The sequence below is a fragment of the Acaryochloris sp. IP29b_bin.148 genome, from assembly GCF_028285565.1.
Lineage (GTDB): Bacteria > Cyanobacteriota > Cyanobacteriia > Thermosynechococcales > Thermosynechococcaceae > Acaryochloris.
Map to the genome: position 1 here is coordinate 1 of NZ_JANQOY010000074.1, position 21,372 is coordinate 21,372.

The 21,372-nt window shown below is 48.7% G+C and carries 21 protein-coding genes; 6 read left to right on the plus strand and 15 right to left on the minus strand.

The genetic code is table 11. From position 1 onward, the window contains the following. A partial coding sequence (locus Q0986_RS06650; RefSeq protein ID WP_299406452.1) for a hypothetical protein occupies positions 1-181 on the plus strand: 181 nt, incomplete at its 5' end. Positions 182-702: 521 nt separating this feature from the next. On the opposite strand, the gene Q0986_RS06655 is transcribed toward Q0986_RS06650, so the two are convergent. From Q0986_RS06655 to Q0986_RS06690, 8 genes are all read right to left on the minus strand, one after another. Next, entirely contained in the window at positions 703-1,455 is a 753-nt protein-coding gene (locus Q0986_RS06655) for a LemA family protein (RefSeq protein ID WP_299406456.1), read from the minus strand. Between the two features lie 53 nt (positions 1,456-1,508). Beyond that, positions 1,509-3,302: a YgcG family protein gene (locus Q0986_RS06660; RefSeq protein WP_299406460.1), complete on the minus strand. Its 1,794-nt coding sequence runs from the start codon at positions 3,300-3,302 to the stop codon at positions 1,509-1,511. Positions 3,303-3,523: 221 nt separating this feature from the next. Further along, positions 3,524-4,696: a YgcG family protein gene (locus tag Q0986_RS06665; protein WP_299406464.1), complete on the minus strand. Its 1,173-nt coding sequence runs from the start codon at positions 4,694-4,696 to the stop codon at positions 3,524-3,526. A gap of 495 nt (positions 4,697-5,191) precedes the next feature. Next, complete coding sequence (locus Q0986_RS06670) at positions 5,192-6,718, minus strand: YgcG family protein (protein WP_299406469.1); 1,527 nt, start codon at positions 6,716-6,718, stop codon at positions 5,192-5,194. 398 nt (positions 6,719-7,116) lie between these two features. After that, complete coding sequence (locus Q0986_RS06675) at positions 7,117-8,433, minus strand: YgcG family protein (protein ID WP_299406534.1); 1,317 nt, start codon at positions 8,431-8,433, stop codon at positions 7,117-7,119. Positions 8,434-8,707: 274 nt separating this feature from the next. Continuing rightward, positions 8,708-9,346 carry a YgcG family protein gene (locus tag Q0986_RS06680; RefSeq protein ID WP_299406473.1) on the minus strand — a complete coding sequence of 213 codons (639 nt, stop codon included), beginning with the start codon at positions 9,344-9,346 and terminating at the stop codon, positions 8,708-8,710. Positions 9,347-9,545: 199 nt separating this feature from the next. Then, complete coding sequence (locus Q0986_RS06685; RefSeq protein ID WP_299406478.1) at positions 9,546-10,547, minus strand: D-alanine--D-alanine ligase; 1,002 nt, start codon at positions 10,545-10,547, stop codon at positions 9,546-9,548. After that, positions 10,544-11,683, minus strand: coding sequence for a KamA family radical SAM protein (locus Q0986_RS06690; protein ID WP_299406482.1), 1,140 nt, complete (start codon positions 11,681-11,683; stop codon positions 10,544-10,546). The genes Q0986_RS06685 and Q0986_RS06690 overlap by 4 nt, the downstream gene beginning before the upstream one ends. 28 nt (positions 11,684-11,711) lie before the next feature. Here Q0986_RS06690 and Q0986_RS06695 point away from each other — a divergent pair, with 28 nt between their 5' ends. Genes Q0986_RS06695 through Q0986_RS06705 form a run of 3 tightly spaced genes read left to right on the plus strand, consistent with a single transcriptional unit; the run spans position 11,712 to position 14,736 of the window. Beyond that, positions 11,712-12,563, plus strand: a complete 852-nt coding sequence (locus Q0986_RS06695) for a VanW family protein (protein WP_299406487.1) — start codon at positions 11,712-11,714, stop codon at positions 12,561-12,563. Next, a complete protein-coding gene (locus tag Q0986_RS06700; protein ID WP_299406492.1) occupies positions 12,560-13,627 on the plus strand; it encodes an Ldh family oxidoreductase in 1,068 nt (355 codons plus the stop codon). The genes Q0986_RS06695 and Q0986_RS06700 overlap by 4 nt, the downstream gene beginning before the upstream one ends. Continuing rightward, the gene (locus tag Q0986_RS06705; protein WP_299406496.1) at positions 13,624-14,736 is read left to right on the plus strand and encodes an MFS transporter; all 1,113 of its coding nucleotides are present in this window, start codon (positions 13,624-13,626) and stop codon (positions 14,734-14,736) included. The genes Q0986_RS06700 and Q0986_RS06705 overlap by 4 nt, the downstream gene beginning before the upstream one ends. Positions 14,737-14,879: 143 nt before the next feature. Here the strand turns inward: Q0986_RS06705 and Q0986_RS06710 are convergent, their stop codons facing one another. The 6 genes from Q0986_RS06710 to Q0986_RS06735 all read right to left on the minus strand — a co-directional run bounded on the left by Q0986_RS06710 (position 14,880) and on the right by Q0986_RS06735 (position 19,025). After that, positions 14,880-15,440: a histidine phosphatase family protein gene (locus Q0986_RS06710; protein ID WP_299406501.1), complete on the minus strand. Its 561-nt coding sequence runs from the start codon at positions 15,438-15,440 to the stop codon at positions 14,880-14,882. Positions 15,441-15,486: 46 nt separating this feature from the next. Beyond that, positions 15,487-15,816, minus strand: a complete 330-nt coding sequence (locus Q0986_RS06715) for a hypothetical protein (protein ID WP_299406504.1) — start codon at positions 15,814-15,816, stop codon at positions 15,487-15,489. A 114-nt stretch (positions 15,817-15,930) separates the two neighbouring features. Beyond that, on the minus strand, positions 15,931-16,494 hold the full coding sequence (gene sigZ / locus Q0986_RS06720) for an RNA polymerase sigma factor SigZ (protein ID WP_299406507.1): 564 nt from the start codon (positions 16,492-16,494) through the stop codon (positions 15,931-15,933). A gap of 88 nt (positions 16,495-16,582) precedes the next feature. After that, the gene (locus tag Q0986_RS06725) at positions 16,583-16,975 is read right to left on the minus strand and encodes an ArsI/CadI family heavy metal resistance metalloenzyme (RefSeq protein ID WP_366918534.1); all 393 of its coding nucleotides are present in this window, start codon (positions 16,973-16,975) and stop codon (positions 16,583-16,585) included. Between the two features lie 90 nt (positions 16,976-17,065). Beyond that, positions 17,066-17,710, minus strand: coding sequence for a class I SAM-dependent methyltransferase (locus Q0986_RS06730; RefSeq protein ID WP_299406515.1), 645 nt, complete (start codon positions 17,708-17,710; stop codon positions 17,066-17,068). A 304-nt stretch (positions 17,711-18,014) separates the two neighbouring features. After that, positions 18,015-19,025, minus strand: a complete 1,011-nt coding sequence (locus Q0986_RS06735; protein ID WP_366918533.1) for a hypothetical protein — start codon at positions 19,023-19,025, stop codon at positions 18,015-18,017. Positions 19,026-19,150: 125 nt separating this feature from the next. Between Q0986_RS06735 and Q0986_RS06740 the strand changes: the two genes are divergently transcribed. Together Q0986_RS06740 and blaOXA are read left to right on the plus strand one after the other, a co-directional pair. Beyond that, complete coding sequence (locus Q0986_RS06740; protein WP_299406523.1) at positions 19,151-19,693, plus strand: dihydrofolate reductase family protein; 543 nt, start codon at positions 19,151-19,153, stop codon at positions 19,691-19,693. A 104-nt stretch (positions 19,694-19,797) separates the two neighbouring features. Beyond that, positions 19,798-20,616, plus strand: coding sequence for a class D beta-lactamase (blaOXA, locus tag Q0986_RS06745; RefSeq protein ID WP_299406527.1), 819 nt, complete (start codon positions 19,798-19,800; stop codon positions 20,614-20,616). A gap of 29 nt (positions 20,617-20,645) precedes the next feature. On the opposite strand, the gene Q0986_RS06750 is transcribed toward blaOXA, so the two are convergent. Next, on the minus strand, positions 20,646-21,372 hold a 727-nt coding region (locus Q0986_RS06750), incomplete at its 5' end, for a cation transporter (RefSeq protein WP_299406530.1).

A 21,372-nucleotide genomic window follows, 5' to 3' on the forward strand; every position in this document is an offset into this window, starting at 1 on the left:
AGAAGCCCTGAGTATTCTCAAGGAGAATAAGGAGCTGCTGGAGACGATTTCGGAGCAGTTGCTGGAGTCGGAGGTGATTGAGGGCGCTTCCCTCAGAGATTTGCTGGCGAAGGTGCATCCTGAAGAGCATATTCAGCCCGAACATCATGTTCAGGAACCTCAGGAGCCTCTAGCGGTCTAACACTTTTTATTATGAATTCCTTTGTTTGCCCCCTGCTAGTCAGGGGGCATTTTTTGTAGATGCCACAATGAGTTTCTGCCATCTGGCTAGTATAAGCTCACTCTGATTTCTCTCGTTCGTTATGACTGGATATTCCTATCGTTCTCACAACGAGGTTCGTCATTCTGGGCATCTACTCACCATCCCCTGCTATCTCTAGCTTTTGCTCAAAATCTTTCGTTGTCTGCAATAACCCAATTCCCACTGCAACTGGATAGACTCTTTTCACCAGCATGACTATTCTAAGGATGATCTAAAGACGTTCCAGAGGGGTTGAGCAATATAGGCCCAAATGGCAGCTCCCAACAGGATACGATTTGAACGGCCCTTCTTAGGGGTTAGAGTACGGAGTTGATAGACTCAGTAGCCATTTCTAACAGCACTGTTTTCATGGGACTAGTTTCCACAGGTGTATCAGCGCTTGTGGAATGCTGGGGTTAGAGGAGGTGTCTTCAAGGATTAGATAAGGTGATGGCCGATCGCTAGTTAGAACTGCGCTGAAAATAGGGGTGCGACTTAAAGTCCATTGTCTGCGCCACCAGAGCTGTAGGAAAGGCTTGGAGTGACTGGTTATAGGCTTGGACGGCTTGGTTATATCGCATCCGTTCGGTGGCGATGCGGTTTTCAGTTCCAGCGATTTCGTACTGGAGGTTGATAAAGAGTTGGCTAGACTGCAATGAGGGGTAGCGAGCGGCTAGCGTTTGAAAGTTTGCGATCGCATCCTGCATCGTCTGATTCGCAGCTGCCTGTTGAGCCATCGTTTCTGCCTGGGAAAAAGCAGCCTGAGCACGCGTTAGCTCCTGGATCATCGCTTTCTCCGTACTGGCGTAGGACTGAGCCACTTGAGTCAGTTGAGGAATTAAATCAGCCCGACGTTGAAGTTGGTTCTCCACTTGCGCCCACTTCCCCTCAACCGTTGACTTGGCAGCGTTGAGATGGTTGTAGGTGCCGCCAAACCAGAGTGCTCCGAGGACTGTGATGGTGGTTGCGATCGCACCTCCGATCTTCAATTGCTGTCGCCGAGTGGCCTGACGTTGCTTGGCGGCTGCTTGGTCTTGCTGTAGCTGTTGGTAAGCCTGCTGAATCATCTCAGGCGGGATTTGGGCCTCTGACCCCGCATCCATCAATTGTTCCAGAGAATACCCCTGGGGACCCGTTTGTTGGAGATAGAGCTGACCTGCTTTTTCTAAAACAATCGGCACTAACTCTTCAGGAATAATGTTGTCAGAATTCATAGGCGTAAAAACAATGAATACAAAAAGGACTCAAACAAATCAACAGCAGGCGACTACCAGCTATCCCCCGCTCCCCCGCCGCCGCTACTACCCCCACCAAAGCTAGAGCCAGAGGAGCTAGAGGAGCTAGAGGAGCTGTTGGAAGAGCTGGACGAGCTAGGGCTACTATTGCTAAACAGGCTGGAGGTGGGCTCCTCTGATGGATAGGAGAGACGAGCCGTTTTCGCTCTTTTTTCTTGTTTCTGATGGCAGCACGCACATTCGCTGGTCATTAGAACTTCGCCTTGAGACTGGGTGGTCGCCAGTTGCAGGGTTTCTACAGTACTCACCACCGTTAAAGCATCACAGTCCTCACAACGTGAAAACGCCTTAGGCCGGATCACTGCCTCAAATAAATGCAGAGCGAACCCGTTATCTGCTTGAGCAGGACCACAGGTTGGGCATTGCCAACCTTCGTAATGGGTACTCCCGAGTTCCCTTGCCACGCGTTCTGCAGGTCTGAGATGTCGATCTAGGGCTTGCCCCGCCATCAACTGCATAGACCCCTGACAGGATTGACACCGTACCTCAAGGTTGCGAGAGAGAGAGCGTAGCAGCCGTAATGACCAGGCACAGGCTCCACCAAACGCAGTCAATAAACCCGGCAAGACAATTGGCTCTATGGGGATTGCAATGCCCACAATAATAGCGGCGATGATAAAGCCAGACATTTTCTTGAAGAGTGTCTTGATTGCGCCCGTTTTCGACATATCACGCCGAGTACAACACCACAGCTCGTAACCCAACCAACCCCAAGCCAACAAAAATTTCAGTGCTATACCGCTTTTAAAGAGGGCAGATGACCATGCCCACTGAAATCTCAGTAATATCAGGCTTTCAATGATGGAGAGTGCAAACCAGAGTACAATGATGGCCCCAAAAACCGTCCACCACCCTTTAAATACATCCTGGGTCGGATTAATGATCATTCCTCTTCTTAAAGGTCTGAAGTGAACCCCTTCAGGTGACGGATCAGTATCTCCAGCAGTATCTCCAGCTAGCCTGCGGAGCTGCTCAACCCACCAGTGAATTGGCAGTAGATCTCGGGTCCGCCCCCAGTAGACCGTACGGTCAACCGGAGACATCTGATAGTGATGGCTATGTTGAAAGATTCTCTTCAGTACAAAAGACATGGCGCTGAAGATTGCGATCGCAAACAGACTAACTAGCGCAATAGCAATCCGGTCGATATTGAAAAAGATCCAAGCTAACCAGCGTAAATCAACAGACTCTCCTGACTGCTCACGCGTTGGAGAATCAACAGCTCCACCTTCTAAAACCTGAATGATGGCCTGTGTTCCTTTGACGATACCTGCATCAAAATTGCCTTGCTTAAAGGAAGGAGTGACCTGGGTGCGCAGAATATTACCCACCTGCGCATCGGGGAGAATGGACTCTACACCATATCCAGTCTCAATCTCTGTGCGACGTTCATTCTTAGAAACGAGAAATAAAATGCCGTTGTCTTCGCCTTTTTTGCCAATCCCCCAGGTATTAAATAGTTCGGTCGCAAACGCTTTGGGGGATGCGGAAGGTTTGGTATCGAGAACCGTCACCACCGCAATTTCTGCACCATCAGTCTTTTCCAAGTCAGAGATCATCTGATTCAGCTGTGCTTCACTGTCAGGACTAAGCAAATCGGCCATATCCATCACCCAATTGTTGTCCTGGCGTGGATTAGGTACTTCAGATACGGGAATGGCCCGACTCGGTGTTAGGGAAGATATCGAAAGAAATAGGCTGAAGCTCAAGGCCAAAATGAATGTCAGCAGCGAACGTTCTCGCTGTTTAAGTCTGGTGAGAAACATATTTTGATTCAGCTTAGGTTTGGACTAAGGCTTTGGAGCAATCATCACTAGATATCCCTAGCGTTCCCCAGATGGTGCCTATTATTCTGCAGAGTGGCTTAAATACCGCGACCTTGCTATCTCTAGCTTCTCTTCTGAGCCTTTTGTTCCATGCAAGATCAACACCTAAAACTAGAAAACTATGGGTACAGATTTTTGAATTGGCGTAAGGTGTCCCTCGGTTAGCGAACAAGCGATCGCAACAACAGTAACGTCCCCGCCCACGCCCCCCCAAAAGCGGTGATTGAGTAACGGAGGAATCCTGTACCAAGGATAGGCACCTTAAAAACACTGGCCCCGATCACTACGAGATTTAAGGCGATGAAAGTACTGAAGAACAGTCCCTTGAAGAACCGCTTGAGTGCCCTCACTAGCTCACCTTTGTCTTTCACACAACACCACAGTTCATACCCCAACCAAACGCCAAGCCAGCACAACACAAATTCTTGACCTTGAATCATTTGACCTTGATTAACAGAGGGAAACATCAACCCTACAACTGAATATAGGAAGAAGAGAATCCACCAACTTTGAATCAGTGGGTGAGTGAAGTACATTCCCGTGGCAATGGGGGGAGCTTGTTGAGGAGTAACCGCTTCACTCACTTTAATTAACCATTGCTTTATCAATGTCCGTATCAGCCACAACCTACTACCTCGGGTGGGTAGGGTTATACGCCCCTCTGGAGATATTGGCAGAAATTGACTTTTGCGGAATACACTCATCAAGACAACAGCTGGAGTCATGACCACGACAACAATGGCAATCCCTAACAAGCCTAAGGCCAAGAAAAACCACGCCATCCCCATTATGATTGCCATCAATATGTAGACAGGGATAGGAACGTCTGGTGGCAGGGTATAAATCTCTGATGGGTCCTCCCGTTCCAGGACTTGGGTTACTGCTTGGGTGCCATTGACAATACCCAACTCAAAAGAACCTTGGCTAAAAGCAGGATACATTTGGGTCGTAATAATGTCATTGATTTTACCCAATGAGAGGTTAATCGTTTTGACCCCTTCTCCTCGTTCAATTACTGCATGTGGACCATCCTGAGAGACTAGCAATAGTACACAGTCACTCAACGCTTGTTTATCGCTTTCCCAAGTATTGAGCAGCTCAAACGCATACTCCTCAGGCGAAGTCAAAGGCTTGATATCCGGTACAGTCACCACTAGCATTTCGGTCCCCCGCTCAGCGACCAACCCAGAAATCATCCGAGTCATCTGTGCCTCAGCCTCTGGGCTGAGGATGTCCGCCCGATCCATCACCCACTGATTATCTTGGCGTGGATCGGATACTTCAGATACCGGAATGGCCCGACTCGGAGCAAGGGAGGATAGTGATAGCAACACGCTTATCCCCACAGTAATGACAAACGTCAATAGGGAACGATAGTGATATTCCAGTCTTGTTAAAAACACAATTAGCAAAGATTAAGTCGGTCAGAAATGGCTAGAGCTATGCTTTACCCGCAACTCCTGTAAACCTTATAGTTGTTAGGCCCTATGCTTTGAAAGAAGCTAGGATGCACATAAAAATTAGAGAGAACGTCAAAGATATTGCACTGGCCCCCCTACCCTCCCTTTCTTGAATGCCGAAGGCTATATTCTGGGGGGAAATAAGTTGTATTTTGGGTTTCGCCCCCCAAGGCTGGGGGGCTGGGGGGGCAAATGCAGAATGGTACGAGATCCACAGGAGATGTGTGTATGCTTTGCCAGCGCTTCATTTAAGAACTTTTGGGCAAGGCATAGATACCTAGAGCAATATTTATAGAAATAATCAGGATATATCAATCAATTCCCCCAGAATCAATCTATATTTCGGAAAAATGAGAGTCAAGACGGCGATTACCAGCTATCACCTGCTCCGCCGCCACCACTGCTACCCCCACCAAAGTCGCTACCGCCGCTGCTGCCCCCATAGTCACTGCCGCCGCTATAGTTAGACGCGCTATAGCCACCCGAGTAGCTACCCGATGAGGAAGAGCCACCCCCACCCTGATTAAACTTCCATCTTTTCAGGATCGGTATTTGCTCAGAGAACAAATGCAATGCTAAGCCATCCGTTGATGGCCCTGAACTACAGTTTGGACATTGCCAGCCTTCATACACTGCATGTTTCCCCTCTAAAGCATTTTGCTCGGATGCATTGAGATAGGAATAGAGTGTGTCATCATCCAGACGTTGCAACGGACGATCACAAGATTGACACTGGCATCGCACTTCGCCCTGTTCTGATAGCTGCCTGATCAACTGTAGTGCAGCAGCACAAGCAATGATAAATGGCAGGGCGAGCAACCCAGGTAGATAAGGATGAATCATCTGTAACCAACCGCCACCAAACAAGGTGACGATAAATGCCATTGCATGTACTTCAATTAATTTCGGTGGTATGTCTGTATCGCAATGGTCACGTCTAATACAGCCCAGCAACTCATAAATGAACCACACCCATGCCAGGCAGAAATACCACAGCATTTCGACCTGCATCAAATAAGCAAACAACACCAAAACAGTGGATACACCGTAGAACAGCCACCAAGTTTGAAATACTTTTACAGCATTCAGTACAACACCTTGTCGGCTCAGTCGTTTCTGAACATCGTCTTCAGCAAAGTTCCGAAGTTTATTGATCCAAAAACACACCCATCGCCGGGATTTTAAGGTTGTGCGGCCCACAGGAGCAATTCGAAAAACTTGATTTGTAATTTTGGCTCGATAGGCCAACATCCTATTTGCCATCACCATCAAGAGGGCTATAAATCCTGCCTGAGTTTGCCAAGGCGTCTTTTCTGCTTGTACTCTCTCGGTTGGTGTTGAGGGTGTTGATGGTTGAGTAGTTTCTTCTATAGGTGCTTTGGGTTCAAACGTATCGCTCTCTAAAACTTGGATGATCGCCTGGGTTCCATTGACGATACCTACATCAAAATTACCTTGCTTAAAGGAAGGGGTGACCTGGGTGCGAAGAATGTTACCTACCTGCGCATCGGGGAGAATGGATTCTACTCCATATCCAGTCTCAATTTCTGTCCGGCGTTCATTCTTCGAAACCAGAAATAAAATGCCGTTGTCTTCACCTTTTTTGCCAATTCCCCAGGTGTTAAATAGCTCTGTCGCAAACGCTTTGGGCGATGCAGATGGTTTGGTGTCAGGGACAGTCACCACTGCAATTTCGGCACCATTGGTCTCTTCCAACGCCGTAATCATCTGATTCAGCTTCGCTTCGCTATCAGGGCTGAGTAAATCAGCCATATCTGTCACCCAACTATCCTGTTGGCGAGGATTGGGAACCTCAGCAACCGGAATTGCCCTGCTTGGGACAAGTGCCGATAGCGATAGCAATAGGCTGAGTCCTATAGCTAAGACAAAAGTCATTAAAGAACGGTGGCGATGTCTAATTGTTGTCAGGTTCACGGTTTATAGAGAGTGAGTTGTCAAGGAATTGCAGAATACGGTTCAAATCAGCAATGAAGTCTACTCATAAGTTCCCCAGATTAAATCCTAAATTGACAAAACTGAGTAAAGCGATACCATCTGAAGCTCTCACCTCCACTACTACCTCACCCAAGCTGAAGTTAGACAAACTACGAAAAAAACTTCCCGACTTGGAATCAAGGCTAGAACTACGAAGTTCAACCTGACGGAACTTGAGCTTCTTGTTAAATGCTTCCACAGCCTGCTGATGGAACAGACTGATAACGAGATACCATTGTGCTATTTGAAATGAGAAAAAATAGTCTGTAGGCTTTTGACTCATCTAAACATCTTCTTGGTTATGGACTCTTCGAAAATGTCCACTTTTTCGGGTAAAGGTCTTTAAAACACAACAGGGAAACGATGAGGGAAAAAACTACAGCAAGCTGAGCGGATATCACATCTGCGGCAAAAGTGCTGTTTGGATCAGTGGCACTCATTTGGGCAGGCACTGTGTAGAGCACCAAACATAGAATGCCAAGTCCCAAAGCTAATACATTCACGTATTGAAAAGCCGATGTGGTCGGGTAGGCTGTTCTCGACGATATGACTTTCAAATTGAGACGTTGGCAGAGGTTCGACTGAAACTGGGAAAATAGTTGAGCGACTAGATGCAATAGCAGAGACTGGGCTTCAATTAATCCTACTACCGTTGCGGGTAGTGCAAAAAAGAACCAAACTGATCTCATCAAAACGACAACAACCCAACCCATCAACCCTGCACTCATTGTTGCCAAACCCATCGCGGCCAACATTTCGCACATGGTAATCGAGTCAATCGACTGGAGCTGCAAATTCGCAATTGTTAGGGTCCCTCTTCTATTAAGAGGATTTTCTTGCAGATCTCTTGTAGTACTAAATGGCTCTGCGTGAAGTCGTCGTCGTGCCCTGAACAATAATAAGCTCAAGCCCATGAGAGTGATCAATCCCCCAATAATCGTCAGCTGCTTGTAGATCGGTAACCGTTGTCGTTGTTCCTTGCGCACCTGAACTTGCCGTTGTTGCTTAGCAATCAAACGATTATGTCTGCGCTTAAGTTCTGCTTGTTTACGTGTAGTCGGTGGCCTCTCTTTCGTTATATGAGTTTTCCGTAGGGTTGTTGCCTGTTGATTTAAAACTTTCGGTAAGACTATCTCAGGCTCAATCCCTATGGCGATTGCTAGAGTACCGTTAACAATTCCTGTTTCATAATCATCCTGCTCGAAAGCTGGAAGCACCTCAGTGCGAATAATATTTTCAATTTTGGTATTAGGTAAGCTTACCTCTATGCCATAACCTGTCTCAATTTCAATATGGCGATCTTTCTTTGAGACCAATACTAGTACACCGTTATCATGGACCGTTTTGCCAATACCCCAGGTGTTAAATAACTCTGTCGTAAATGCTTGGGGAGATGCTGACGATTGGGTATCGGGAACTGTCACGATAATAATTTCTGCACCGTTCGTCTTCTCCAGTGCTGTGATCATCTGATTCAGATTTTTCTCACCGTTAAGACTGAGCAAGTCGGCCATATCCATCACCCAATTGTTGTCTTGGCGAGGATTAGGTATTTCAGATACAGAAATGGCCCAACTCGGTGTTAGGGAAGATAAAGACAGCAGCAGGCCGAACACCAGAGTCAAAAAGGATATCAGCAGCTTATATCTAAGACGTTTTAGACGATTGAGCAGCATATTTCTATCAAAATTGAGTCTTGATCAAACTTTTAATCAGTGATGACTGGATATTCCTATCGTTTCGTTCCCAAAACGGGGTTTGTCATTCTGAATATCTACTCCCCCTTATCCACCATCTCTAGCCTTTCTTCAAAACCTTCCGTTGTGTGAATCGACCCAACTCCTACAGCAACTGGGCAGAATCTTTGCATCAGAGTGACCATTCAAGAAATTACCTCAAGACTTTCCATAGGGTTTTAGCAATATAGGCCCAAATGACAGCTCCCAATATCAGCAGCACGATCTGGAAAAACGAAATTGAGTCTTCGCTTTTATTCTCCAGAATTTGGATCATGGCCTGAACGCCATTGACGATACCTGTATCAAAATTACCTTGCTCGAATTGAGGCGTGATCTGAGTCTGAATAATGTTATTGACCTGTTCATAAGTCAGGTCAGATCGTAAACCGGATCCCTTTTCTACGGCTGCACGACCTTCCTGCTTAGAAGCCAGAAATACCACACCGTTGTTTTGTCCCCTCTTACCAATTTTCCAAGTGTTGAAAAGGGTCAGGGCAAATTCGTATGTGTCTCCCAAAGGAGCAACCTCCGGCACAGTCACCACTACCATTTCGATCCCGTTCTTGGCTTCCAAGGCCGAGATCATCTGATTGAGCTTCGCTTCACTTTCAAAGCTGAGGATATCTCCTGTATCCATAACCCAATTATTGTCTTGGCGTGGATCAGGGACCTCAGACCAATGAATGGCCTGACTCGGAGCCAGTGACGATAGTGAGAGGAACACACTGAGTCCCAAGGCCACAAGAAAAGCCAGTGGAGAACGGTGGCGATATTCTCGTTGTTTCACCATAGCGATTGAGGTTTTAAGACAGTGCAGAAGATATATCAGATCAATACTGCTGAGATATCCCTAGCATTCCCCAAACTCAAGCCATCCTGTGGAAAACTGGATTAAAAATTGCCAGAGATGCGCTAGCTCATATCTTTGCCATAACGACCCATAACCCTGATCCATCGATCTGAGTCAAAACTGTTATTCTCATTCATGCTTATGAGGCTGATGGGTCTTCGAGTTCTAGCTTCCATCGCTGCCCCGTCGTAGTCAGAATCAGCTGGATCAAATGTGCATAGGTTAGATTTTGGGCTTGGGCGATTTGGGCCAGCGATCGCAAAGGATGTAACGTCGCATCAGCATTCACATCCACCAGATAGGCTTGCCCCTGTTGGTCTAACCGAAAATCGAAAGTCGCATAATCCAGAGGTTGCAACAGACTCATCAACTTCAAAGCCGCACTCCGCAGAGACTGTAAGTCTGAATCGGCTAGATCAACATTGACTTTCTGAAACCCACCCTGACGCTTCGCTTGCAGATCTAACACCTGCTCCTGCAAAGCCTGACCTGAAGTGGTCAACGTTTCAACGGCTCCCACCAAACTAGGTTCAAGATTGCCGACTACCCCAACCGTGATTTCTCGTCCCACAATCAAAGGTTCACAGAGCACTGCGGTTTGAAACTGGGATTGCAGTTGCTGCACCTGTTTCTGCAATACCGCTAACCCATCCTGGGTCTCGAACCTTTGAAGTCCTAAAGAATAACCTTCACAGGTGGGTTTCAGTAGCGATACGGGCCAAGGAGGTAATTCTGTAATCGATTCCCCCAAACCAAAGCGACGCCAGGGTGGCGTGGCAATGTTGCACCATTCCAGAACTGGCTTAAGCCAGTCTTTATTTAAGGTCAAACTTTTGGTGGCTGCATCACCCCCGGTATAGGGAATGCCTAGATGTTCTAACAGTGCGGGGGCTAGGGCTGTACGATTGCGGGACAGAGCACCCACGGATAAATTCCACACTAGATCGAGCAAGTCTTGCTGCTGCCAGCGCAGCAAATTCTCTAGGGACCCAATAGCATCGACGGTATGACCCAAATCGGTGAGGGCCTGGGTCACCGCCGCTACTTCTTCCGGTTCACGCCAGTGGTAATGAGTGTTGACTTGGGCCTTGGGCGCAGCCATCAGCTCCGCTTGAGAGTCAAACAGAAGACCAATCTTCATGCTGGCAGGGCGTCTGGTAGCCAGACTGTTTGTGAAGCAATCGGCAAAAACAGAATGTCAGGATGATGATTGCCCCGCCGCCGCTGGTGCCAACGCCCAATCAGCTGTGGTTCAGGGCCAGGGGTAAGTCCGACAAGTTCTAGCTTGCCGTCTTCATGGGTGAGGATATAGCGAAATCGCTTAACAGAGCCATTACAGCGTTGGCGCAGTCCTTCGACTAGCTTGAGTCCTTCCAGAATCGGTAGTTGAAAATGAAGGGCATGTTTAACGGGGCGAGGATGGAAGAGATATTGAGGCAGAACGCTAAGGCGATGCAGCCGCTTAAACAAGGTTTCCATCACATCAACGGAACTGTTGACCCCCTGCATCAGGGGAATTTGGGCCGTTAGCAGACAGCCTGCGTTTCGCAAAACTGCTAGGGCCTGTTCTGCGGCTGGGGTGATTTCGCGAGGATGATCGAAGTGGCACTGAAAGACGATTTGGAATCGCTCTTGATACTGGGCTAATACTTGCAACAACTCAGGATCAGAAGTGAAACGGCTGGGAAGAAAGGCAGGCAGTTTGGTGCTAATCCGAATTTGCCAGAGATGGGGAATCTCGGCCAGGGCTGCCAGTAAATTGGCGAGACGGCGGGTACTGGACACCATCGGATCACCCCCAGACATCAGCACATTGTCGATTTCAGGATGGGTTTGGATATATGCGATCGCACCCTGCAAATCCTCAATGGTTTCTTTGGTCATCACATCTTTACTCATCAGACGACGACGAAAGCAATAACGGCAATGGCCCGCACAGGCTTGAGTGACAATCAAAACGGCGGTCTGTTCGTACTTATGTTGTAATCCAGGCACCACCGTCGATAAAGCTTCACCACTGGTATCGAGAGAGCCCTGATCATCCTGTTCATACACCGACGGTAAGAGCAACTGCCGCAGCGGATCGGTAGGGTCTTGCCAATCGATCAGTTGGGCATAGCTCTCTGGCACCATAAAGGGAAAATGGGTTTGGGCAGCGGTGATGCGATCGCAGTCCTCATCCCCCAGGGGCAAGGTCGTTGCCGCCGTTTGCGAAAAATGCAGACTCGCTTTGAGTTCATCTCGCCAGGCCAGGCGCTTGGGCGTCGATAATGTCATTTCCTCAAATCCCCCAGATAAGTCTTGGATGACCAGGCGCACACCAGATCATCGGTTTACAATAATGCCCATTAACCACAACGGAGCTGAAGGATTGACGGCCTCTTCTTGGCGAACCCACCTGCGACTACTCAAGTGCCGAATGCGTCAATCCCTCAAAGAGATGCGGCGGGGCTATGGCCAGCCGTATGCACAACAGCAAAAGCCGATAAACTCCTCCAGATTTAACCATCTCTGGAGTCAATGTCAAACCCCCATCAAGCAACGGTCTTCCGCGAATAACCTCCACCAAAATCGGCTGATCAATATGAGCTTAGCCGCTCAATTCGTAGATGGCCTGATTCTTCAGCCCCAGCAAATCTTTGGCTTTTGGCGACGCATCCCTCAACCCACGATTCAAAATGGCTTTCGGGCTGGCCCCATGCTGATCCGAGGCCAACTGACAACGGATGCTGGTGGGGGGCTGTGCCAAATTTCTACCACCTTGTTTGGCGCCTTTCTGGCGGGCAATTTGGAGATTTTAGAACGGTCCAATCACAGCGTCGATACCTATGGCGACGATCGCTTTTTTACCCTGGGCCAAGATGCAGCCGTTGTCTATGGCTATAAGGATCTGGTCGTTCGTAATCTGCATACCGTTCCTCTCCAGCTGCGCCTACAGGTGGATGAGGCGCAATTGACAGCTACTGCCAGTCTTTGGGGACCAACCCCCATTCCTGACACGATCTCGCTAAACTCTGAGGTGATCCAATCCTTACCTGCTCCCCCAGGTGGCATTCCAGGCTGGCGGGTGCGCACCCAACGATGGGTCCAACCTCCTGAATCCCCTAAAATCCTCACCTACCAGACTGAAGATACCTACCAGCCCTACCCCCTATGAACCCACCGATTCAGGTTTCTGCCGCTCAGCTTCGCGCCTTTATCACCGCTGTTTTAGCGAACTATCCTCTGCAATCCGAGGTCGCTACTGCGATCACCGATCACTTAGTCCAAGCCAATTTATGGGGCATGGATTCCCACGGGTTGCAGCAGATTATGGGGTATGACAAAAGTCTTCGGAGCGGTCGAATCAATCCTCAGCCCAAGCTACATATCCAAACGGATCGCCCCACCATGATCCGGATTGAAGCCGATCGCGCACCTGGGCAGTATGCCGGTCAGATAGCCATGAAACAGGCAATTACAAAGGCTCAGGAAATGGGCATGGCCGTGGTGGGTGTCACGAACAGCAATCACTTTGGCATGGCAGGCTACTATACGCGGATGGCCGCCGCCGCCGGGATGATCGGCTTTGCCACCAGCGACACCAATGTTGTGGACTTAGCCCCCTATGGTGGCAAAGAGGCTCGCCTTGGCAATAACCCTTTTTCCTGGGGCATTCCCAACGGGGACATGCCCATCGTCTTGGATATGGCGGCGGGAACCGTGAGTGGCGGCAAGATTAAGCATTTCGGCTATCAAGGGCTGCCTATCCCACCTGAGTGGGGCTTAACGGCGGCAGGCGAGACCACCTCTAAAGCCCAAGCGGTGGCGGTCAATCAGGCCGCTTCGCCCAAAGGAGCAGGGATGGCTCTGGTTGCGGATCTGCTCTGTGGACCACTCTTGGGAACGGCGGCGGCTCTATTTAAAACCAAGTCTAGACACGATCGCATGAACGGTACGGGGCATTTTTTCTGGGTGATGGATCTAACCGTCTGGTCTGATCCAGAGGAATTTGCAGAGCGGGTGGGGGATGCGATCGCAACCCTCAAACAAACCCCACGCCTCGACCCCCAACAGCCCATCTATTTCCCCGGCGAGTTGGAAGTGGTAACAGAGCAAACACGCATGCAACAGGGAATTCCTGTACCCTATGCTCTAATCCAGGATTTAGCCCGTCACTTCGGCACTGACTTGGTAAATCAACACCTAATGCCTGATCTATCTATCTCCTTGAGCGATTGAATCAATCTACTCCAACAAGCCAGGGCCGTTTAACAGCGGCAGGCTTTCTCGGTCTCTACCTTCACGGCATTGTGGTTGCCATGCCCGGTGCCTTTCTTCAGCAGTGGACGGATACCTTTGGTGCAGACGTCAATATTGGCCTGTTTTATACCCTCTTTTTGGTTAGCAGCTTAGGGGGATTAATTTGGGTCTCTCGCCAAAAATATCGCCATCCTGTCTTCACCTTCGCCTTTGCTGCCATTGGCGTTGCCTTTATCGCCGCCGCTTGTGCCCCTGCATTTGCATGGATTGGGGGTGCTGCCCTCCTGCTGGGTTGGGGCGACGGCATTCTCAACTTCCACTGCAATAACTTGGTGGGAGAGCTACATCCTCGCCACAAAATCACCGTCTTAAATTGGGCCAATGCCACCTTTGGGGTTGGGGCGCTTAGCGCTCCTCTGATCAATGCCGCATTACCGTGGCGCTGGGCCTTTGGCTTGGTAGCAATAGGAGCTATTTTAGCCATTGTTCTGGCATGGCAAGCACCGCCCGTTCAAAATTTTCAGCCTCGCCATGATCGCGTTCAGTGGAGCATTGCTTGGCCATTTCTGTTGGTGATATTGATTTACGTCGGTTTGGAAAGTTCGATTGGCACCTGGAGTGGGTCTTACCTCAGCAGTCTGGGCTGGAGTAAGGGATGGCAAAATGCGTTGCTCTCGGCTTACTGGGGTGGTTTGACGCTAGGTCGCCTAACATTGGGCGTTTGGGTCGGCCCTCGCCCAGTACAACGGTTGCAGATGTTGCTTTTGGTGGGTATGGGTACCGTTGCACTGACGTTTTTTCCCAGTTTTGGCTTTCTATTTCCCGTTGCGGCAGTCCTCTATGGCCCTACGTTTGCAACTATCTTTGCCCTGCTGCAAGGGCACTGTGGTCATGTGGCGTTAGGCTATCTGTTCTACGCTGCCTATCTAGGCAAAACCCTATTTCCTACGGTCTTAGATCAAATCCCTGCTTCCGTTAACCTACGCTTTGGGTTTCTGAGTCTTGCCTTACTGCTCTACTTCAGCAGTCTTTCGCTTCAGAAAAAAGTTGAGCAGCGGATGCTTCTTGAGCCATTCGATAATGAATAACACGCTTATTTTGAAGACAGGTAATTAAAAAACACTACAGAGCACTTTAGAGCTAGCATTCGATAAAATATGCGAGTTAAGCAGCCGAATTCGATTTGTATGCTTCGCCTGAATACCTCGGTGCAAAATTATAGGTTTAATGTTTACGGTGCCTCATAAACATTAAAGCCCCAATACTCCCTCGATGGATGCTTTGAACCTTGCCAGCCATTTCTTCGTAGTTCCTTTACGACTAAGCGGTTAAACATACCATGCCCCACATACATAATATGACCGTGCTTCTTTGACAGCTGCACTACTTCACTTGACGCTTGCTTTGCTCTGACCTTTGCACTCGCATAGCTTTCAGCATTGGAGGAATAACCAAGCAACCATACAATCCTGAATATTGCCGCCCACGTATGAGGACGCAGACTAAACGCAACACTATTTGGATAAGGCATGCCCGCCTCCGAAAACAGAGGACTCTTGATTAAGATTTTCTCTTTGCCAAGCCGCTCAGCAGACTCGATAGAACGACAGAGATCACTACATACTATGAATTTGCAGTCTTGGGCTAACTTTTGGAGTTCTAATACAGGCTGCGAGAGTTCTGATAACGGACTGGAATCGTATGCCCGAATCCAATCACCCATTTTTAAAGCTGAGATTTTTGTTGTGGGCAATTCTCGCGGCTTACCGTGCCGAACTATCGTGATCTTCAAAGTGCTTTAGACATAACTAAAGTTAATGAGCCAGATCTCTGAATGATTAGACACTTCGGGACTCATAGTCAACAATGTCACCTGCCATTAAGTCTTGCCATTCAGAATCCTGCTGGTAATGGTCGTGGATCGCTTCTGCCTGTTCTGCCAAGATACGTCTTCGTTCTGCCAGTGGCTTTTCTAAAAAATGGCGTCGTTCTTCTAAGGTGAAAGTCGATGCTTCTGTAATCGATTGTTCGGTCTGGCTAAAGGATGAAGACAAAGCTTCCGTAACGCCTTCATTCTGGAGGAGTGCCTGGACGAGGACTTGTAGAAGTAATAGCTTGTCAGTGTGGGACAGCCCTTTAACAGTGGGAATTAGCTCAGTGATAGTCATATTATTGATCTGACACTTGTGATTCTGCGTTTGGGGGTCACTACATATCTCCTGGAATGTATTGCTGCCAGCAGCTAGATTGGCCCTTTTGGCATGGTTTGTCATTCTGGGGGATTACGAGCCACAGGTCGGGCACCCCTCGGCAGTCACCGCTACTTCAATGGGATTGCCCCGTGCATCCAACTGAAACTGGCAGCATTCTCGGACTAGAGAACCCAGCAGGCGTCGCCCTCGCTGCACCCGCGACTTTACGGCAGAGTGAGACAGCCCCAACTCAGAAGCTAAGACTTTTTGCGATTTTCCTTGCAAATCGACTAAGTCAACGGCCTCACGATATTTATCAGGCAATTGAGCAATAAACGGGCGGATACACTGCGCCAGTTCTTGCCGGATCTGTTCATAAGCCTCTGTCTCTTTGACGTGTTGGGGCAGATGGGCAATATCCACCGCTGCAATATCTAAGCGGGCTTGCCGATAGTAGTCAATCAAGGTATTGCGGGCAATCTGAAACAACCATGCTTGAAATTTACTGGGCTGTTTCACCGTTGGTAGATTTTGATAAGACTTGATCAGAATATCTTGGAGCAGATCATCAACATCGGAGGGATTGTGAACCCTGACCAGCAGAAATTGTCGCAATTGCTCTCGGTAGTCTTGCCAAAGTTGTTTGATATCCATCTTGGACTTCCTTCGGGACGGCATTGGCTGGCTGACTTACAGTTCTTAAGCCGACCGCTTGTGTGCCCGGCTCCCCAGTACTGGAGGATCAGGTGCATGTACTACAGGCTAAGGTTTCTGCGTCTTCTAGGACAGTGTAAATCTCCCAATCGTCTCTATCAGGGTCAGTGACCCAGGCTTTGTCTTGCAGAGCATAGCAGCAAGTTGTTTGCTGGTCTGAACGCACCGGTAGGCTAGCTTTTTTCAGGCGATCACTTTCCTCTGCTACCTGCTCGGATGATTCCACTTCAATGCCTAAGTGGTTTAACTTGTCTGCGGCTGTGGGATTTTCAAAGAGCACTAATTTGAGAGGTGGATTTGCGATCGCAAAATTGGTATACCCAGGCCGACGCTTTGACGGCTCAGTGGCAAACAGTGTGCTGTAAAAACGAGTCGCAGCGTCCAGGTCTTTGACATTAAGGGCGAGTTGTAATCGAGACATCATTGGGCCTCCAGTTCTAAATTTTGATGGCTTCACTCCTATAGACGAGACCGCTCAGCCAAAGACGCATCCGCATCAAACGACTGTTTTCTAAGTCGGTTTTGTCGCCACGATAAACGCGACTTTCCCTGAGCCCAGTTGCCAAGTGAACTCAGTGGGTTGCCAGGGATGTTCAATCTCAAAGCCCGCATCCGTCAAGCTTTGCTCTAGCTCTTGCACCGTAAAAACCTTGACCAATGGGAAAAGCCGCAGAAATTTGCCAATGGGAGCAATCACCTTCAGCCAATCCATCGTTCCCCCTAAGCACACTGTACTGGTGATAAAACGCCCACCAGGCTTGAGCATTGTAAAGACCTTGGCCATTTCAGCTTCCTTATCCTTCAGCAAATGCAAAACGTTTAGCCCCAGCACCACATCAATGCTTTGGTCTGGGATGCTCAAGGCGTCGATGCTGGCTTGCTCAAAAGTGACGTTGTGGATGTTCTGAGCCTCAGCTTTGGAGCGAGCGATCGCAATCATATTTGCTGAAAAATCAATCGCCCGAATATGCTTTACATGGGGGGCATGGATGAGGGCTGTAGAGCCCGTGCCACAGCCAAATTCCAAGACCTCCATATCTGGTTGCAGGTACTTTTGCGTCACCTCTAGCTTTTTTTCGTAAGTGGCCTGATCGGTAATAGGCTGCTTGGCATAGCTCTCGGCGACTTTGTCCCAAAACTGCATCGACTGAGTCATAATCATCTCCTTGGGAGTGTGATGAAAACGTGGCTCGGTGGCTGTTGACCGTTAAAAAAGTCCTGATGGGTCATCATTTGGGAGTGAAGGAATCTCACACTGTAATGACTCATAGGGTGCTACAACCATTCTAGAGTTTTGGTAGAGATTGCCTATGAGGCTGCTACGCTTCCAGTTGCTAAGGTCTTCACCCCCAACCGCTGGATGCGCCCTCAGCCTGTTTGGTCCTAACTGGATTAGGCCATCCTATGTTATCGAAGCACTTATCCACCTTGAGAGATCTAACTCAGGGAACGATTGGCCCTTATTTCAATGTGAACTGCTTACGAATTGGCCTGGACGAACGGGCTTCTAAGGAAGTGATTAACTCGTACTCTCCGGGCGGAAATCCCTTAGCAGGTGACGGGATGCCGAGGGTATAGGTACCAACCTTCCGATCCAGTTCGCTGGTTTCTCGCAAGAGCTGGACGGGAGGATTTTTGGCATCCTTGGTTTTGCCAAGATAGCGAAGAAGATACGTGATTTCTGAGTCTTCTCGAAATTGAACATTGCCAATGCTGGGAAAATCAGCTGTAAACGACAAAAACTTGACTTGTATCGAGAGTTCGCTCAAATCTTCCTCACAGGGTTGTTTGGCATCACTACTTCCCTCGCAAATTTTGATACTCGTGATGCTGTTATTCAAACCCGCATCTTCCAGTTCACCTTCATTACGACTCGTCACATCTTGTGGGTCGGTCCACACCGAAAAGATTTTCTCAGAGGGCAGTGGTGCTTTGTTGCCCAGCCCGTCTGGCGTCAACTTGACTCGATAATTGCCAGGTTGCAAATTAACCTGATCCAAGGCTAGCAACACCGATTTCTGCCCTTTGGGAACATCAAAGACTTGACTCAACACCTCAGATTCTTGCTCAGGTTCTGGCCAGTAATCCAGTGTGACGTTGACTTGCTTGGCAATGTTGGCCTGACGGAGTTTAGCGCTCACAGAAACCGTCGGAGTTTGTTCAATAAAGGCAATTTCATGCTTTTCGCATTGCCCATCAACAGGGGTTTTACAAACGGTGACCTTCGTAAACCGCACCAGATTTCCCCCAGAAACCATCAGCGCAATAAACAATATAATCACGCCTAGAAATAGTTTGAGGAATCGCGATCGCAGCCAAGGGAAATGCGGGTTAATGTAACTTTGAATGGGGGGAGCCACCAGGAGTACAGCTAGAAAGGCAATAACAAAGCCAATCCACTGCCCTGCGAACAGCAACGATACGCTCATTAAGAGCGCCACAATGGTCAGAACCCACTGCAAGATTTTCATCTTTTAAAGAGATTAACAGCAATACCCAATCGCTTTTATACCACTAAAACGCTTTTTACTTTTTGAGGATAGTAATTCAAGAATCCGTAGACAAGATCTGGCCGTGTCAGGAGCAAGGGGTATCAATGAGCACGAAGGTTTCCGTCTTTATTGCCACCAGTTTGGATGGATTTATTGCCCGGAAAGATGGCGATATCGATTGGCTGAATGACGCCAATGCAACTGTCCCAGAGGGCGAAGATTGTGGCTATCAGTCTTTTATAGCGTCAGTGGATGTCTTGATTATGGGGCGCAAGACCTATGAGCAAGTCCTTTCATTCGGGCCGTGGCCCTATGGCCAAATCCGAGTCATTGTGATGAGTCGCAGCCCTATTCAGTTTCCCGTCGAATTGCCTGCCTGTGTCACTCACTCTGCTGAAATGCCGCGCATGCTATACGATCGCCTCGTCAACGAGGGAGTGCAGCATCTGTACATTGATGGTGGGGTGACCATTCAACGTTTTTTTGCAGCAGGACTAATTGATGAGCTGACGATTACCGTAATCCCCATTCTTTTAGGCGAGGGTACGCCTCTTTTTGGTCCCTTAGAAAGGGATATCTCTCTCACTCTTATCCGTTCACGCTCGTATGATTTTGGCTTTATTCAACTTCAATATGCCGTCACTTGAACCCTGTTTATGAATAGGGAGATAAGAGCGATATGACGCCAGAATGCCTTCTAGTCCTTTGATACCCTTTTCCTGTATTCAGCACTTTTGATGAGGAACAGCCCATGTACTCCCGTTCTCGTTGTTGGGGTTATGCGATCGCAGGTTTATGCTGGACTGTCTTACCCAGCGCCCCCTCTACTGCGGCTCCCCTGCCAATGGCTCAGCCGGACGTTTCCCTAGCCCAACCCTTTCGGGATCTCAGGGTTCAAGGGTCGATTCTGATTTACGACCTTAAACAGAATCGGGCCTATCAGCATAATCCAGCCCGCAATACACAGCCATTTTTGCCTGCCTCTACTTTCAAAATCCTCAACGCCTTGATTGCCTTAGAAACAGGAGTCATTGCCAATGAGCTATCCATTCTCACCTGGGATGGGGTAAAACGCAGCATTCCCACCTGGAATCGGGACCTCAACCTGAAAACGGCTTTTCAGGTGTCGGCTGTTTGGTTCTATCAGGTGCTCGCTCGCCGAGTCGGTTATCAACGTATGCAGCAATGGGTGACCCAAGTCGGTTACGGCAATCAGTCGGTTGGAAAAGCCGATGACATTGATACCTTTTGGCTGACGGGAAATTTGCGCATTTCTCCCAAAGAACAAATTCAATTTCTCCAGCGCCTGTATCGCAACGAACTGCCTTTTTCGGAACGTGTAATCACAACGGTGAAAGAGATCATGATTGTAGAGCAAACCCCTGACTACACGATTCGAGCGAAGACAGGCTGGGCACTGGCACCCGGTATTGGCTGGTACGTCGGTTACGTGGAGCAGCATAATAACGTTTATTTCTTTGCCACCAATCTCGACATCCGTGATCAGCAGGATTTACCCGCTAGGGCAGACATCACCCGTCGGAGTTTGAAAGCGTTAAACCTTCTATAAGGCAACAGCGAAGCAGAACAAGAGCCTCTTTATTGACCATCCTTTAGCCAGTAAGGATCTTCTGTGAACACGATGTCGATTTCTGGAAACGGATGTAAATCTGCGATCGCATCTGCAAACTTCTGTCTCAACTGGTCCAGTTCTTGCACCCGATCCACCCCAAACTCGGCAGGGACCAAGATCTGAATAAAGACATACAGTACTCTTCCTTGCACCATCATCTGCAAATGAAAGCGGTCGATGGGGTGTTTTTGAATGCGGGCGACTTGGGAAATGGTCTTGCGAATCTCTCGATCCAGCTCGTTTTCTGGCGCAACCCCCAACAACTGATTAACCCCGTCGAAGACGGTGCGTAAGGGCAGCGGGATAATGACCAACACCAAAATAGAAACCAGCAGCGGGTCAACATAAGAGAGATAACTATTCCAGGAGGTGTCTTGCAGCAACAATGTCACCACAAAGGTCAAGGCCACTGCACTGCTAATACAGCCATCCACCGTCCAGTCTCGGGCTTCAACTTCTAGTAACGGTAAGTTCAAGCGCCGGGCATAGCGATACATCAAGGTGGCAAAGGTAAAACACCCGACCGTTGATAGGGTAGCGTAGGCCAAAGCCAGTCCCACTACAAGATCTCGGCCACCATGCAGCAAGTCTTCGATCGCAGAAACAAAAGCGAACAAACTAACCGATAGAACGATAATGCCTTTAATCGTATTGATAAAGGGTTCAAAACCGTAATAACCAAACTGGTAGCGC

What these genes read in the sequence shown, in the direction of transcription:
- Q0986_RS06655 (WP_299406456.1), bottom strand. Translation starts at nt 1,455, where the DNA reads ATGAATTCTGACAACATTATTCCTGAAGAGTTAGTGCCGATTGTTTTA.
- Q0986_RS06660 (WP_299406460.1), bottom strand. Translation starts at nt 3,302, where the DNA reads ATGTTTCTCACCAGACTTAAACAGCGAGAACGTTCGCTGCTGACATTC.
- Q0986_RS06670 (WP_299406469.1), bottom strand. Translation starts at nt 6,718, where the DNA reads ATGACTTTTGTCTTAGCTATAGGACTCAGCCTATTGCTATCGCTATCG.
- Q0986_RS06680 (WP_299406473.1), bottom strand. Translation starts at nt 9,346, where the DNA reads ATGGTGAAACAACGAGAATATCGCCACCGTTCTCCACTGGCTTTTCTT.
- Q0986_RS06685 (WP_299406478.1), bottom strand. Translation starts at nt 10,547, where the DNA reads ATGAAGATTGGTCTTCTGTTTGACTCTCAAGCGGAGCTGATGGCTGCG.
- Q0986_RS06690 (WP_299406482.1), bottom strand. Translation starts at nt 11,683, where the DNA reads ATGACATTATCGACGCCCAAGCGCCTGGCCTGGCGAGATGAACTCAAA.
- Q0986_RS06695 (WP_299406487.1), top strand. Translation starts at nt 11,712, where the DNA reads ATGACCAGGCGCACACCAGATCATCGGTTTACAATAATGCCCATTAAC.
- Q0986_RS06700 (WP_299406492.1), top strand. Translation starts at nt 12,560, where the DNA reads ATGAACCCACCGATTCAGGTTTCTGCCGCTCAGCTTCGCGCCTTTATC.
- Q0986_RS06715 (WP_299406504.1), bottom strand. Translation starts at nt 15,816, where the DNA reads ATGACTATCACTGAGCTAATTCCCACTGTTAAAGGGCTGTCCCACACT.
- sigZ (WP_299406507.1), bottom strand. Translation starts at nt 16,494, where the DNA reads ATGGATATCAAACAACTTTGGCAAGACTACCGAGAGCAATTGCGACAA.
- Q0986_RS06725 (WP_366918534.1), bottom strand. Translation starts at nt 16,975, where the DNA reads ATGTCTCGATTACAACTCGCCCTTAATGTCAAAGACCTGGACGCTGCG.
- Q0986_RS06730 (WP_299406515.1), bottom strand. Translation starts at nt 17,710, where the DNA reads ATGACTCAGTCGATGCAGTTTTGGGACAAAGTCGCCGAGAGCTATGCC.
- Q0986_RS06735 (WP_366918533.1), bottom strand. Translation starts at nt 19,025, where the DNA reads ATGAAAATCTTGCAGTGGGTTCTGACCATTGTGGCGCTCTTAATGAGC.
- Q0986_RS06740 (WP_299406523.1), top strand. Translation starts at nt 19,151, where the DNA reads ATGAGCACGAAGGTTTCCGTCTTTATTGCCACCAGTTTGGATGGATTT.
- blaOXA (WP_299406527.1), top strand. Translation starts at nt 19,798, where the DNA reads ATGTACTCCCGTTCTCGTTGTTGGGGTTATGCGATCGCAGGTTTATGC.